This is a genomic window from Terrihalobacillus insolitus (assembly GCF_028416575.1).
Taxonomy (GTDB): Bacteria; Bacillota; Bacilli; order Bacillales; family Amphibacillaceae; genus Terrihalobacillus; species Terrihalobacillus insolitus.
Genome location: NZ_JAMQKB010000008.1, coordinates 48797 through 63350 on the forward strand (window position 1 = coordinate 48797; position 14554 = coordinate 63350).

Below are 14554 nucleotides of genomic sequence, written 5' to 3' on the forward strand. Positions count from 1 at the left end.
GAAAAAAACCATCCCTTGTCAAAATTTGCGACAAGGGATGGTTGAATCATCGGTTTGTTTTTATGGATATAAACGGTTGAGTAACCTAGGGAACGGAATCGTTTCTCGAACATGTTCCACTCCAGACATCCAGGCAACAGTACGCTCTAGTCCTAATCCGAAACCTGAATGTGGTACACTTCCGTATTTTCGAAGTTCTAAATACCACTCGTATGCATCACCTGTTAAATGATGTTCTTTGTAGCGCTGTTCCATTAAATGAAGGTCGTCAATTCTCTGGGAGCCTCCTATGATTTCTCCATATCCTTCTGGTGCAATTAAATCGGCACATAGCACAACTTCAGGACGTTCAGGGTGTGGTTTCATGTAAAATGCCTTTATATTTGCAGGGTATTCGGTAATAAAGACAGGTTTGTCGAAGCTCTCGGCAATAGCTGTCTCATGTGGTGCACCAAAATCTTCACCCCACTCAATGTCATCATAGCCTTTTTCCTTAAGCAACTTTATTGCATCGTCATACGTAATCCGCGGGAAGGGTGCTTGTATATTTTCTAGTTTCGATACATCCCTTTCTAATACGTCAAGTTCAAGTCTACAATTTTTTAACACGGATTGAGCAATGTAACTAACATATTCTTCTTGTACAATAAGACTATCTTCGTGATCCATGAAGGCCATTTCTGGTTCAATCATCCAAAATTCTATTAAGTGCCTTCTTGTCTTTGACTTTTCTGCACGAAAGGTTGGTCCAAAAGAAAAAACCTTACCAAAAGCCATAGCAGCAGCTTCCATGTACAATTGTCCGCTTTGTGAGAGGTATGCTTCCTCATCAAAATATTTCGTGTGGAACAGCTCTGTTGTTCCTTCTGCTGAAGCACCAGTCAAGATAGGTGGATCAATTTTTACATAACCATTCTGATTAAAATATTCATATGTTGCACGAATAATGTCATTTCTAATTTTCATAATAGCATGCTGCTTTTTGGATCGAAGCCAAAGATGTCGATGATCCATTAAAAATTCAGTACCATGTTCTTTCGGTGTAATTGGATAGTCTGATGATTCATGGATCACTTCTAATTGTTTCACTTGCAACTCATAGCCAAATGGGGAACGCGTATCTTCAACAACTGTTCCCGTTATGTACAGGGATGTTTCTTGTGTCATGTTTTTTGCCAGTTGGAATGTTTCTTCATCCACCTCTGCTTTCACTACCACACCTTGGATAAATCCAGTTCCATCCCGGAGTTGCAAAAAAGCGATCTTTCCACTTGATCGTTTATTCGCTAACCAAGAACCGATGGTAACTTCTTGATTCACATGCTCGGATACTTGTGAAATGGTTGTTTTCAAAGATGTTCCCTCCTCTTTATGATTGGTGGTTCATCACAAAGCGCTTGATACGCTTCGCCGCTTCTTCTAGTTGATCTAAAGATGTTGCATACGAGAACCTTACATTTTCTGGTGCACCAAAACCAGAACCAGGTACTAGAGCAACTTTTTCTTCTTCTAATAATGCTTTTACCCAATCGTCAACAGTTGCATAACCATTCATTTCCGCTGCTTTTTTTACATTTGGAAATAAATAAAAGGCTCCTTGTGGTTCTACACATTCCACCCCAGGAATATCGATAATCAAGTTGTACAACGCTTTTAGTCTCTTAGCAAATGCTTGTTTCATTTCTTCCACCTTTGTTTGATCTGTTCGGTAGGCAGCGAGTGCGCCATACTGGGCAATAGATGTTGGGTTAGATGTGGAATGGGAAGCCAAGTTGGTCATCGCTTTTATCAACTTTTCTGAACCAGCAGCATAGCCTATTCTCCATCCCGTCATCGAATGTGATTTTGACACACCATTAATAATGATTGTTTGCTCTTTTAATGCATCGGATATTTCAGCGATCGACACATGTGGTTGGTTCGTATAGACTAATTTTTCATATATTTCATCCGAAACAATGAGAAGTCCATGTTCAAGACAAACCTCTCCAATTGAATCGAGCTCTTCTCTTGTATAGATGACACCTGTTGGATTGCTCGGTGAATTTAGTATAATCGCTTTCGTTCTATCCGTTATGACACTTCTAATTTGTTCTGGGGTGATTTTAAATTCATTGTCCTCTTTCCCCTCGATCATAATTGGATTTCCTTCAGCTAGTTTTATTTGTTCTGGATAGCTTACCCAATATGGGGCTGGAACAATGACCTCATCACCACGATTAAGTAATACTTGAAAGAGTGTATACAACGCATGTTTTGCTCCAATTGTTACGATAATTTCTGAAGCATTGTACATGAGTTTTTGATCTTTTTTAAATTTATCGATAATCGCTTGTTTTAATTCTGGAATTCCACCAGAAGGCGTATATTTCGTTAGTCCTTTGTCCATAGCTTCCTTTGCTGCTTCAAGAATATGTTCAGGTGTATTAAAATCTGGTTCTCCGGCTCCTAATGCAATAACATCGTGCCCTTCCGCTTTTAGTTGTTTCGCTTTCGCTGTTATCGCTAATGTGGAAGATGGTGTTAATGATTGCACTCGTTTTGCAAGATCCATTCTAGGTCCCCTCCTAAATTAATTAACCGTTTTAAAACGAATTTTCTCATAGCTCTTTCCTGTTTCCATATAAAAATATGCAAAGACATACCTATTATCGTTATCAATGTAGGTAAATTCCCATAGTGGGATCCCCTTATTTATACCAGGTGTTGTCTTTACTAACTGACAATCTGAACACGTTTTACGCCATTTTGTTGTTATCTCATCCTCTGTTACAAACTGTTCTGTCAAAAAGAATGAAATGTCTTTCTCATCATCAACGGGGACAAACGCAATAGCTTCTTTATTGTCTTTCGTCGACCCTGACACAACATGGTAGAAACCATCTCCGTGAAATCTTTGTATGTCATTTACCTTTGTAAGAGCTGTTTCTGATAAAGCTGTTTGTTTGGATTGAGTAAAGCCTTTTGTTTTATCTTCCTGAATAGAATTGTACAAGAATACCCCGTACGAAAAAATAAGAACAAGAACTACCAACATACATACGATGACCCACTTCAACCAACTAGGTACGGTAAATGGTAAAAATCGCTTTTCCATCTTCTTGGTCATCCAATGCTAACCCAAACATTAAATTTTGTTCTTTTAACGTTCTATTTAAGCAATCCACTATTTTGTAAAGATCCTCTGCATTCTGGATCCGTACGGTTGACAATGTTTCCACCTTATTGTTTTCCATCTTATTTCTTCCCTCCATACTAAATTCGATCGTTTATCAAAAATTGTTAGACATAGCAATTCGATTTTAACTCAAAATAGAAATAACGTTGAAAAAGCAATACCTTACTCATTATATCAGTTTGCATTCCATTTTTGATGAGGTTTTCGTGTTTTTCAACAAAATAACCCTATCCCATACCTTTCACTGCACGCAAAAATGCGTGCAGTTCTTTTTTTAAAAAAAACATTCCCTTAACTGGTGACTTTTTGAATTACCTCTTAAAGTACTCCCCGCAAAAGGAATGATTTAAACGAAAAGCTCACTGATCAGATTACGGGGAGTTCAATCTTGATCCAAAAAAGTTCTAATCTCCATCCCATTTTAGTAAGTTTTTAGATAAGAATATATCGTAATCATGCGGAGTTATTTCTAGGGTAGTTGTACCAATACGATCCAATTGGTATACTTCGATCCACGATTCCTCTAATCGTTCAAGTAAATCCACATTTGTTTTACATTTTTTACAATGAAACATGATACTGACATGTGGGTCCGTTTTGGACAAAAATTTCTCACTTGGCGAATTTCCACTTCCATAATCACCAATTTTTAAAATTTCAGGATCTAATGAATATTTCAATAAATATTTCTCATCTTTAAGATCACTATTACTTAAATACATGATCGAGGTATCTCCATATGTGATTCCTAATGCCATTTCACCAGTATTTTCTGCATGCAGTACACGAAAAAAGAGCCCTTCACTTAATTCTCGAAGGTCACCAGTTTTCCACTTTTCACGTTTCTTTTCTGGTATTTCGCAAGTGCCATTTAGTTCGCCTGTATAGATGATTTGTTGTATGTTATATCTGTCCATTACCCTTGTGGCATTCCCACAATAATCACTCGTTTGTTTCGTTAAAATAAGTGTATTGATTTGTTTCATGTTTCTCTCTTGAAGCTGTTTTAATAATTGTTCTTCGCTCTCTATTGAACCAGTGTTAATTAAAATACTTTTCCCTTTGCCAGTACGAATTAGTGTTGCCTCCCCATCAGGAAGGTCGAAAAAGGTAAACTGTACTTGCTTTTCTGTAAGGACTTGACTGCTATACCCTGATGTAGGGGCTAGAAATAAAACGAGACTAAACATAGTTATAAACAGAAGAAAATAGTTCTTCAAATGTCCATCACCTACCTAACAAAAGCTATTTATAGCTTATGTAAAACTTCTTTTTATAACCAACTTGAAGCTTTTTCAATTAGGATATTAGTGGAATCGTAGGTAATGGGAACAGTAGGTATAGATGCAGTGAAATAGCTGCCATATCTTGCTTTCATCATTCGGTCATCGCACACAAACACAATTCCTCGATCGGTACTAGCTCGGATTAAACGTCCAAATCCTTGTCTAAAACGAATAACAGCATTTGGGAGTGCCACATCCATAAATGGATTTTTACCATCCGCTTTCATTTGCTCCGCTTTTGCCTGATATGTCGGATGATTGGGTGGTTGAAAGGGTAATCGTACAATGACGATGCACGATAAAGCTTCGCCTGGAATATCAATTCCTTCCCAAAAAGAACTCGTTCCTAATAAAATTGCTTTGTCGAAAGCTTGAAAATTCTTTTTTAATCTGGAGCGACTTCCACTGGAAATACCTTGAGCAATTACGATAAATTCCTGTTCTTCCATGAAGTCTTTAAAAATTTTGTGTGCTTTTCTAAGCATATCATAAGAAGTAAATAAGACTAACATCCTTCCGTTTGTCACAGTAGCCAAAGAATAAATTGCTTCACATGTTGCATAAATAAATGCTTCTTGTTTTCCTTCCTTCAAGTTTGGGAAATCATTTGGTACCATTAGTTGTACTTGTTTTTCATATGGATAGGAGGATTCTACTATGTCCGTGACCGGCTCGGAATTTGTTAAGCCTAATCGCTCTTTTATATAAGCAAAAGATCCATTTACTGTTAACGTTGCACTCGTTAAAATGATGCTTTCCTTTTTTTGAAATAATGCCTCAGCAAGCCTATCCGAAACATGAATTGGTTCCTTGTATATATATACAGCATTTTTGGCACCGTGAGCATCTATTTCAATCCATTTTACATCATCTTCATTATAAGATAAAAATAGTTCTTCTAGGTGATCAATAACTTCTTGCAAGCGATCGATATGTGTCTGTAATTCCTCAAATTCATCTTCTAAATCGGCGTTGATTTGTTTGGCTTTTTCATAAAACTGGTAAAGATAATGAATGACATCTCTTACATAGAAAGTCAGTCTTGCTGTCATTTCCTTTATGACAGACCATTTGCTGTCGGTGTTAGCGTGGTTGTCAAATCTATATTGAACGCGACCAACGTCTGTATAATCTGATTTTCTCTTCATTTGCCTTGTCACATAGCGAAAAATAGAACGGAATAAATCGTCTGTTTCTAACTTCGTGAATTCCAACAATTGATTCCAGTCGCTTTTATGATAAAACTCATCCAATATCTCATGTTCTCTTGTTAATCGGCTAATCAGAGACCCTTCTTGAATCTTGCCAACGTTATTAAGCAAATATTGTATCGTTACATAATCGATTTTTAGACCAAAATGTTTAGCAGCTGTAGCTTCTAATTGATGTGCTTCATCAATAATTGCCTTTTTATATGTAGGTAAAAGCTGAAAATCATTCGTCATATCGGTACAAAGTAATGCATGATTGACAATAATGACATTCGCTTTTTGTGCCTGTCTCTTTGCTCGTTGATAAAACGATCTCGAAAACCAAGGAGATGTAGGATCTGCAACTCCTTCCGCTTCAGAGGATATTCTGTTGAAAAGAATCGCTCCGCTAGAAGGTAATTGTATCTCATCGATATCCCCTGTTGTCGTTTCGGTTAACCAAACAAGTAAAATCATCTTCGATAGAACAATATCATAATTCCCCTGTTGTTCGGAAAAAAGTTCTTTTTCAAATTTTTTTAAGCTAATGTAATGTTGTCTTCCTTTGAGCAGTGCCACCTCAAAAGGAAAGGTTAACACCTGCTTTAAAAGCGGGATTTCTTTGTCTAACAGTTGGGATTGCAATTGCGTTAAATGCGTACTGATGACAATGCGTTTCCCTGTTTGTACAGATTCAAAGATCGCAGGAAGTAAATATGCTAATGACTTACCCGTTCCAGTACCAGCTTCGATTAAAGCGTGTTTTTTTGCCCGGAATGCATCAAAAATTGTTTCAGACATTACGCGCTGCCCTGTTCGTTCTTCATAGTGTGGTATTTGGTGATCAATTGAACCATTGAGCGGGTATATTTCATCCAGCATTTCTCCAAAAGTGGGCAGTATTCCTTGCTCAGACGTGGTTGCTACTGCCTCTTTTTTTATTGCAATGCCTCTAAAGATTTCCAGATCATGACGTTCTTCTTCAAAGGAAGCGTTATCCATTTTATTTTCAAGGAGTTCAGAAAGATCACTCTTGAAACTTTGTTCAAATCGTTGCAATTGATGAAGGGTCTCATATGGAAGCTGCTCCATTTTTTGAAATAAATGTAAGAGCAGCTTTGCCGTTACATACGCATCAGACAATGCTCGATGTGGATCATTATGTTGCAGTGACAAATAATCAGATAATTGCCCTAACTTGTACCCTGGTGCTTTCGGCAACAATATTCTAGCAAGCTCAACAGTATCAATAACAGGTTGTTTGATCGGTGGGTGTCCTAATGATTGTAGTTCGTAGTTTAAAAAGCCAAGGTCAAAAGGAACGTTATGTGCAACAAGATAGGCGTCAGCAAAATAGGTCAAAACATCATCAGCAACGTCTTTAAAGGAAGGAGCATCCACAACATCTTGATCACAAATCCCCGTTAAGTTTGAAATAAAGGATGGGATTTCCTTTAAAGGATGCAACAATGTGGTATATTCATCAACTAGCTGCCCATTTTCTACCATTACCATTCCAATTTCAATCATCTGGTCACCTTGAGACGGTGTTTGCCCTGTTGTTTCTATATCCACTACGACAAATTTGTCCAAATGATCATCTCCGCGGTGTTAAAAGTTTATTCCAATACGTGTTCAAGGATTCTAGCTTGCCGTTAGCCTATCGTTAAAGGGGGTTCTTCTTCAAGTAATTCTACGACTTCATTCTTTTCATTCATTAAAGCGATTTTTGGTTTAAAATGAATAAGTTCTTCCTCTTGCAGCATAGCATAGGAAACAATTATGACAACATCTCCCTTTTGAACCAATCGTGCAGCTGCACCATTTAAACAAACTACCCCAGAGCCTCTTTCTCCAGGAATGACATATGTTTCTAATCGTTCTCCATTATTATTGTTTACTACTTGAACTTTTTCGTGTGGCAATATTCCTACTTGTTCCATTATTTGTTGATCAATTGTAATACTACCTACGTAGTTTAAATTCGCTTCTGTTACATGTGCGCGATGAATCTTGGCCTTCATCATAGTACGAAACAAAATATCTCCCCCTATTAAATACGCGATGTCAGCATACCGTCTTTATTAAAAACGAGGTTATCAATCAAGCGTGCATTGTTAAAATAAACAGCAGCTGCTAATATAACCTGTTGATCGATGGTACTTAGTGGTTCCAAGCTAGGAAACTGTAAAAGTTCTACATAATCTAGCTTACCATTTATGTGGTGATCTATCATATTCTTTACCTCTTTAACAATATTAGCAGGATTTTTTTCTCCGTCAACTACTAACTTTTGCCCTTTTAAAAGTGCCTGATAAAGATACTTTGCTTCTGATCGCTCAGACTTTGATAAATGAACATTTCTACTACTCTTAGCTAGTCCATCCTGTTCTCTAACGGTTGGTACTGGGATAAGCTCTATTGGAAAATTCAAATCCGTAATAAGTGCAGCAGTAACGGCCACTTGTTGTGCATCCTTCATTCCAAAATATACCCGATTTGGATATGTAAGATGGAACAGCTTTGTTAACACTGTCGCAACACCGTCAAAATGCCCTTCCCTTGATTTCCCACACATGACATTCACGCGTCTAATAACCTTCATCTGAATTGTTTGTTCCTGTGGATACATGTCGTCTACTGATGGGATAAATAGTACATCTACTTGATTCTGTTCCGCAATCTTTTGATCTCTCGCTTCATCTCGTGGATAACGATCATAATCTTCATTTGGACCAAATTGTAGCGGGTTTACAAAAATGCTCATAATCACAATATCGTTGTTTTTACGGGCTTCCATCATCAAACTTTCATGACCTTCATGTAAATAACCCATTGTTGGCACAAAGCCAATTGATTTCCGTTCCTGCTTTATTGCTTGAGCGTATTGTTGCATTTCTTGAATGGTTCGTATAACTTTCATACTAATCCTCCAGTTTTTTATCTGGTAATGCTTGGGGGTCCATTGTGAAAGAGTGTTCAGCAGTTGGAAAGCTTCCTGTCTTTACCTCAGAAACATATGCTTGTATGGCGGTAGTTGTAGCACCATTTACATCTCCATATTTTTTCACAAACTTTGGTAAACGATTGACCCCATAATATAGCACATCGTGATAAACGAGAACTTGACCATCACACATGTTACCTGCTCCAATTCCGATCGTTGGAATCGAAAGTACATTCGTCACCATCTCTGCAAGTTCTTTTGGTACACATTCAAGGACAAGAGCCATTGCTCCACTTTTCTCTAATTGAAGTGCTTGATCGAAAAGTTTTTGCGCCTTTTCTTTGTCTTTACCTTGTACTTTGTATCCGCCCAACACATTGACAGATTGTGGGGTAAGCCCAAGGTGACCAACAACAGGAATGCCTGCATTGGTCAGTTTTTCAACAAGGGTGATCACTTCTTGGGATCCGCCTTCCAGTTTTAATGCTTGTCCCCCTGTTTCTTGATACAAACGCTTTGCATTCATGAGCGAGTTTTCAATTGACAGATGATAGGACATAAATGGCATGTCTACTACGATAAACGTATCATCTGCACCACGTTTTACTGCTTTTCCGTGATGAATCATATCCTCTACCGTGACCTGGATCGTTGAATCATATCCAAGAACTACCATTCCAAGTGAGTCTCCTACTAAGATCATGTCCACTTCAGACTGTTGACAAAGCTTTGCGGAAGGATAGTCATATGCTGTCATCATCGCAATTTTTTCTTTGTTTTCTTTCATCTTTTGGAGATGGTTTTTATTTTTCATCTAAAAATCCTCCTTCACCACTGGATTTCTGCAGAATAGAGCTTATCCACGTTACCATCCTCTTCTTTTATGAGGAGTGCTCCGTCTTCTGCTATTCCTACGATTACTGTTTGCCAAGTACGCTGCAACGTTTCGACTGTTACGGTTTCCCCTATTCTATACCCATATTTTTCCCATGTTTGTTTAATGTGTGCGAAACCATTTGCCATATAGTGTTCATACGAGACTTCGAATCCTGAAAGAATATGTTGAATGCTTTCTCTTAAATCCCACTCTTGGTTGGTTTCTTGTTTCACAGATGTGGCAATACTGCGAAGCTCTGGTGGTATGTCGTGTTCGTCTTGATTGACATTGATTCCAATACCTAGTACTACATATTGAATCCGATCTTGTTCCGCCTGCATCTCTGTTAATATCCCAGCTGTTTTTTTGCCATGAATAAAAATGTCGTTTGGCCATTTAATAGACGGCCTAACTCCCATGTAGTGATCAATGCATTCTGCAAGTACTGTCGCTGTCAATAGGGTCAGCTGTGGTGCGTGTTGGGGCATCATGTTTGGGCGCAAAACGATACTCATCCAAATTCCTTTCCCTTTTGCAGAATGCCACGGCCGGCTCATTCTTCCTTTGCCAGCTGTTTGCTCATCCGCTATCACAATGGTTCCATGCTCAGCCCCCTCTCTTGCAAGCTGGTTCGCAATGATCTGTGTCGAATCTACTTGTTCTCGGTGAATAATTTTCTTGCCGATCCAGTTTGTATGTAAGCCCCATTGAATGGTGTTTGGACTAAGCTTGCTTGGAAATTGAGTGATACGATATCCTTTCCTTGATACAGCTTCAATCATATACCCATCTTTCTCCAGTTCCTTCATGTGCTTCCAAACAGCGGTTCTAGAAATATTTAACTGCCTCGATAGCTCCTGTCCTGAAACATAATCATCCTTATTTTTTTCAAGTAATTCGATTAGGTCATTTCGGGTGGATTCCATTTCGTTACCCACTCCTTTATCTCGGTTTTTTCATTTTTTAAATCCCCCATTACGACCATCCTCTCCACCATTTGTAAATAGCGGCCAATCCAAGCACCCTTTGTCCTAACTGGAAAAAACGTCAGTAAATCGGTTCCACTGATAGCCAGCTCTCGGCGATTTCGCAATGGAAGGCTCCCCCAAATAGCCTTTATATCCTCCTCCGTAACAGAGCAGTGCGGCTTTAAAATGGTGACAATTCGCACCAAGCTTGTATATAAATTGCGATCTAAGTTATAAACAAGCCAGTTGGTTAATCCATCCTTTTCCAACATCTGAACTGCTTGTACGAGTCGTTTAACGTTTGATTTTTCTTTTTTTGAACATTTCCATTTATTTGTCCATGTTTCGATGGAAATATTTGAATCGAGTAAGACAAACAATGCTATCGATTCATAGATATATGCTAACGGCTGAATCGAGGCAGGAACGAGCTTTTGGAATCGTCCCTTTTTTTCCCGAAAAACAGGAATGTAACGATCTATTTCTGTTTGTTCGATGATTGGTAATGCTTGATCCAAAAAAGATCCTGCCCACATTTTTTCAAACTCCACTTTTATTCTTTCAACAGCCATTTTGTCTAACCAATGGGCGCATTCAGATAGTCCAATGAGCGTTTTTCCCTCTAACTGGAAACCTAGTTGGCTAACGAAACGAATAGCGCGCATCATCCGTAACGGATCCTCTTTAAATCGATCCTTTGGAGGACCAACTGTTTGGATTAGCCGATTTTTTATATCGGTACGTCCATGAAACGGATCTACGATATCACCTTGCATATCCATTGCAATCGCATTGATCGTAAAGTCTCTCCTAGCCAAATCAGTTTGAATCGAATCAACGAAATCCACGTTATCTGGATGTCGGTGGTCAGAGTAGTTTCCTTCCGTTCTGTACGTAGTTATTTCGTAGGGTTCTCCTTTTTGTAACACAGCAACAGTTCCATGCTTTATTCCGATCGGTACCACTTTTGAAAACAAGTTCATTACCTGCTCAGGTGTAGCAGATGTTGTAATATCAATATCTCCAATTGGTCGGCCAACCAAAAAATCTCGTACTGCACCACCGACGATATACGCTTCATATCCCGCTTGCTGTAAAGTACGCAGAATTGGTTCCGCTTTATGAAATACTTTGTTTTTCATTTTCATCACCAGTAGTTTTTAATGCCAGCTCATATAGTGTTAAAAATTCATTTAAAATTCGCTTTGAGTTAAAATGATCATGTACATAACCTATCGCAGCTTCCGAAAATTGTCTCCATTGATCTGGGTTAGATAATAGCTTGATCGCTTTGGAACAAACATCATCAATGTCTCCGAGTTCAACCAAATGGCCATTCACACCGTCGACAATCACCTCTGGTATTCCACCAATCTTTGTTCCAATCCCGGGTACTCCGCAAGCCATTGCTTCAAGTAAAACGAGACCAAAGCTTTCTTTTTCGGATAAAAGTAACTTTAAATCTGCAATAGAGAACAATTGCGGAATGTTTCGTTGTTTACCTAAAAATAAAACGTTTTGTTGCAGTCCTTTTTCTTGCACAAGTTGATAGATCTCTGAATGTTCTGGCCCATCACCAACGAGTAACAGCTTTGCTGGAATCTGTTTCTTTATTTTTTCAAACGCTAATATAACATCTTCTACACGTTTTACTTTTCTAAAATTAGAAATATGAATGATGACCTTTTCCTCATCTTTTATCCCATACTCCAATTTCAACTTCTTATTTTCACTCCGGTAATATTCTGCTTCATTAACGAAATTGTACACAACATGAATATCTTTTGAAACATCAAGCATTTGCTGTGTTTGTTCTACCAGGCTTTTACTCACCGCTGTCACAACGTCAGATTGTTCTATCCCATGTTTAATCATTTTCTTCAAACTTTTGTCAATGCCAAGTACGGTAATATCGGTACCGTGTAATGTTGTCACAATTTTCACCTTGTGCTGTGCTATATCTCTAGCTAAAATGGCACAAACTGCGTGTGGCATTGCATAATGAACATGTAGAATATCTAGTTTTTCCTGATCCATTACTTCTGCCATTTTATTTGCCAAGGAAAGATCATATGGTGGGTACTGAAAAACGGGATAGTGATTCACCTCTACTTCATGAAAATATATGTTCGGATAAATTTCATTTAACCGAAATGGAACACTTGAAGTAATAAAATGAATGTCGTGTCCTCGTTCTGCCAGTAACTTTCCTAACTCGGTAGCAATAATGCCCGAACCACCAACTGATGGGTAGCAAGTGATCCCTATCTTCATTCCAAACCACTTTCTTTTTTTCTTTTTTGATGCACGATTTCCCTCCATTGAAGCTCGCCTTTTTCTAATGCGCGGATAATGATTTCTCCTGCTGCCATATTAGTTGCTAGTGGAATTTGATATACGTCACAAAGTCGTATTAATGCGATGATATCGGGTTCATGTGGCTGGGAAGTAAGCGGATCCCGAAAAAAAAGTACGACGTCCATATCGTTTTTTGCCACCATAGCCCCAATTTGTTGGTCACCGCCAAGTGGGCCAGATTGAAATCTGTGAATGTCCAAGCCTGTTGCCTCATGAATTTTCAACCCTGTTGTTCCTGTCGCAAAAAGAGAATGGTTTTTCAAAATGTGTTGATATGCAGTTGTGAACTGAACCATATCTTTTTTCTTTCTATCGTGAGCGATCAGTGCGATATTCATGTACGACCTCCTCATTCCAATAAATTTTCTAATCCATAAACTAATAAATCTAATTTTACAACCTGATCAACTGCTAGCTTCACACCAGTCATAAAAGATTCTCGATGGAACGAGTCGTGTTTAATCGTTAAGTTTTCACCAGGGCCACCGAAGACAACTTCCTGATGGGCAACAAGTCCAGGTAAGCGCACACTATGGATATGCATTCCATCTATTTCTGCTCCACGAGCACCAGACAGTGTTTCTTGTTCATTTGGATGTCCCTGTTTTTTCGGTTCACGTACCTCCTGAATCAGTTGTGCTGTTTTTACTGCTGTTCCAGAAGGCGCGTCTAACTTGTGATCATGGTGACGTTCGATAATCTCTACATCAGGGAAATATTTTGCCGCCCATTTTGAAAACTGCATCATTAACACAGCACCAATGGCGAAGTTTGGTGCAATTACCGCCCCAATTCCTTTATCTTCAGCTAGTCCAGTTAATTCATCAATCTGTTGTTTCGTAAAACCAGTCGTTCCAACAACTGGACGTACACCATTTTCAATTGCTAATTTTGTATGTAGAAAACCAACCTTTGGGGTCGTTAAATCAATAAGTACATCCGGATTCACCGATTGGATACATGTCTCAATGTCATCAAAAATAATGGCATCAAAGGAAGGAAGTTCATCGACATCCTGTACTCTTTTTCCTGCGTTTTTTCGGTCAATACAACCAACTAATTCTAAGTCATTTGCTTTTTCTATCATCCTTAGAGCTTCACTTCCCATTTTGCCACGGGGTCCTGCAACAATTACTTTAATTCTACTCATCATTTGCCTCCTCGTCTACTCTTGTCCAACGATCTTTATCTCTTGTTTCAAATTTTAACATAGAGCGTTCAAACGCTTCAGATATACTTATGTTAAGGGAATTAGCAAAGCAAACCATGACAAACAATAAATCGCCAAGTTCTTCCTCTAACGTGTTTGGATCTTCAGACTCTTTTTTTTGCTTTTCTCCGTAATAATGATTGACCTCCCTTGCCATTTCCCCCACTTCCTCTGTTAATCTAGCCATCATACTCAAAGGGGAAAAGTAACCTTCTTCAAATTGGGAAATATAATCGTCCACCCTTGCTTGCATCTTCTGTGTTGAATAGGTATTTTCTTTCATAAAAATGATACTCCTTTTAGAGGTTGTTCAAAAAGTCATCAAATGATAAGCGGCGCATCTCTTCGTTGGCTTGTTTTTCCGTTACTCACGTATTAAAAGCATACGTTCCGTTACTCAAAACTACGCCGCCTCGATCTGCTTGCTTCTAATTTGCCGACTTTTGGACACATACTTTTAGAGGTTGTTCAAAAAGTTTAAAATCCTTATCTTTCCTTAATGGTAGCGAAAAGGCGGAATTTTGACAAATTATTTATCCT

General features: G+C 38.5%; 15 protein-coding genes. All 15 read right to left on the reverse strand.

What is annotated here, in order from left to right:
- Window positions 1–60 precede the first annotated feature (60 nt).
- The 15 genes from asnS to NC797_RS09675 all read right to left on the reverse strand — a co-directional run bounded on the left by asnS (window position 61) and on the right by NC797_RS09675 (window position 14297).
- On the reverse strand, window positions 61–1353 hold the full coding sequence (asnS, locus tag NC797_RS09605; RefSeq protein ID WP_272436564.1) for an asparagine--tRNA ligase: 1293 nt from the start codon (window positions 1351–1353) through the stop codon (window positions 61–63).
- 16 nt (window positions 1354–1369) lie between these two features.
- On the reverse strand, window positions 1370–2554 hold the full coding sequence (locus NC797_RS09610) for a pyridoxal phosphate-dependent aminotransferase (protein ID WP_272436565.1): 1185 nt from the start codon (window positions 2552–2554) through the stop codon (window positions 1370–1372).
- Window positions 2555–2572: 18 nt separating this feature from the next.
- A complete protein-coding gene (locus NC797_RS09615; protein WP_272436566.1) occupies window positions 2573–3097 on the reverse strand; it encodes a cell wall elongation regulator TseB-like domain-containing protein in 525 nt (174 codons plus the stop codon).
- A complete protein-coding gene (locus NC797_RS09620; protein ID WP_272436567.1) occupies window positions 3063–3236 on the reverse strand; it encodes a YpmA family protein in 174 nt (57 codons plus the stop codon). The genes NC797_RS09615 and NC797_RS09620 overlap by 35 nt, the downstream gene beginning before the upstream one ends.
- A 346-nt stretch (window positions 3237–3582) precedes the next feature.
- Entirely contained in the window at window positions 3583–4398 is an 816-nt protein-coding gene (locus NC797_RS09625) for a ComEC/Rec2 family competence protein (RefSeq protein WP_272436568.1), read from the reverse strand.
- A 53-nt stretch (window positions 4399–4451) separates the two neighbouring features.
- Window positions 4452–7247, reverse strand: a complete 2796-nt coding sequence (dinG, locus tag NC797_RS09630) for an ATP-dependent DNA helicase DinG (RefSeq protein WP_272436569.1) — start codon at window positions 7245–7247, stop codon at window positions 4452–4454.
- A gap of 62 nt (window positions 7248–7309) precedes the next feature.
- A complete protein-coding gene (gene panD, locus NC797_RS09635) occupies window positions 7310–7693 on the reverse strand; it encodes an aspartate 1-decarboxylase (protein WP_272436570.1) in 384 nt (127 codons plus the stop codon).
- 14 nt (window positions 7694–7707) lie between these two features.
- Window positions 7708–8577: a pantoate--beta-alanine ligase gene (gene panC, locus NC797_RS09640; protein ID WP_272436571.1), complete on the reverse strand. Its 870-nt coding sequence runs from the start codon at window positions 8575–8577 to the stop codon at window positions 7708–7710.
- A gap of 1 nt (window position 8578) precedes the next feature.
- Window positions 8579–9415 (reverse strand): 3-methyl-2-oxobutanoate hydroxymethyltransferase, encoded by an 837-nt coding sequence (gene panB, locus NC797_RS09645; protein WP_272436572.1) that lies wholly within the window; start codon window positions 9413–9415, stop codon window positions 8579–8581.
- Window positions 9416–9429: 14 nt separating this feature from the next.
- Complete coding sequence (locus tag NC797_RS09650) at window positions 9430–10404, reverse strand: biotin--[acetyl-CoA-carboxylase] ligase (RefSeq protein ID WP_272436573.1); 975 nt, start codon at window positions 10402–10404, stop codon at window positions 9430–9432.
- The gene (locus NC797_RS09655; protein WP_272436574.1) at window positions 10380–11588 is read right to left on the reverse strand and encodes a CCA tRNA nucleotidyltransferase; all 1209 of its coding nucleotides are present in this window, start codon (window positions 11586–11588) and stop codon (window positions 10380–10382) included. The genes NC797_RS09650 and NC797_RS09655 overlap by 25 nt, the downstream gene beginning before the upstream one ends.
- A complete protein-coding gene (gene bshA / locus NC797_RS09660; RefSeq protein ID WP_272436575.1) occupies window positions 11566–12768 on the reverse strand; it encodes an N-acetyl-alpha-D-glucosaminyl L-malate synthase BshA in 1203 nt (400 codons plus the stop codon). The genes NC797_RS09655 and bshA overlap by 23 nt, the downstream gene beginning before the upstream one ends.
- The gene (mgsA, locus tag NC797_RS09665) at window positions 12717–13142 is read right to left on the reverse strand and encodes a methylglyoxal synthase (RefSeq protein ID WP_272436576.1); all 426 of its coding nucleotides are present in this window, start codon (window positions 13140–13142) and stop codon (window positions 12717–12719) included. The genes bshA and mgsA overlap by 52 nt, the downstream gene beginning before the upstream one ends.
- 11 nt (window positions 13143–13153) lie before the next feature.
- On the reverse strand, window positions 13154–13954 hold the full coding sequence (gene dapB, locus NC797_RS09670) for a 4-hydroxy-tetrahydrodipicolinate reductase (RefSeq protein ID WP_272436577.1): 801 nt from the start codon (window positions 13952–13954) through the stop codon (window positions 13154–13156).
- A complete protein-coding gene (locus NC797_RS09675; protein ID WP_272436578.1) occupies window positions 13947–14297 on the reverse strand; it encodes a nucleotide pyrophosphohydrolase in 351 nt (116 codons plus the stop codon). Before NC797_RS09675 ends, dapB begins: the two co-directional genes overlap by 8 nt.
- Window positions 14298–14554: the final 257 nt, after the last annotated feature.

Coding starts and splice junctions, on each gene's coding strand:
- NC797_RS09610 (WP_272436565.1), bottom strand. CDS start 2,554: ATGGATCTTGCAAAACGAGTGCAATCATTAACACCATCTTCCACATTA.
- NC797_RS09615 (WP_272436566.1), bottom strand. CDS start 3,097: ATGGAAAAGCGATTTTTACCATTTACCGTACCTAGTTGGTTGAAGTGG.
- NC797_RS09620 (WP_272436567.1), bottom strand. CDS start 3,236: ATGGAAAACAATAAGGTGGAAACATTGTCAACCGTACGGATCCAGAAT.
- panC (WP_272436571.1), bottom strand. CDS start 8,577: ATGAAAGTTATACGAACCATTCAAGAAATGCAACAATACGCTCAAGCA.
- panB (WP_272436572.1), bottom strand. CDS start 9,415: ATGAAAAATAAAAACCATCTCCAAAAGATGAAAGAAAACAAAGAAAAA.
- NC797_RS09650 (WP_272436573.1), bottom strand. CDS start 10,404: ATGGAATCCACCCGAAATGACCTAATCGAATTACTTGAAAAAAATAAG.
- NC797_RS09655 (WP_272436574.1), bottom strand. CDS start 11,588: ATGAAAAACAAAGTATTTCATAAAGCGGAACCAATTCTGCGTACTTTA.
- bshA (WP_272436575.1), bottom strand. CDS start 12,768: ATGGAGGGAAATCGTGCATCAAAAAAGAAAAAAAGAAAGTGGTTTGGA.
- mgsA (WP_272436576.1), bottom strand. CDS start 13,142: ATGAATATCGCACTGATCGCTCACGATAGAAAGAAAAAAGATATGGTT.
- dapB (WP_272436577.1), bottom strand. CDS start 13,954: ATGAGTAGAATTAAAGTAATTGTTGCAGGACCCCGTGGCAAAATGGGA.
- NC797_RS09675 (WP_272436578.1), bottom strand. CDS start 14,297: ATGAAAGAAAATACCTATTCAACACAGAAGATGCAAGCAAGGGTGGAC.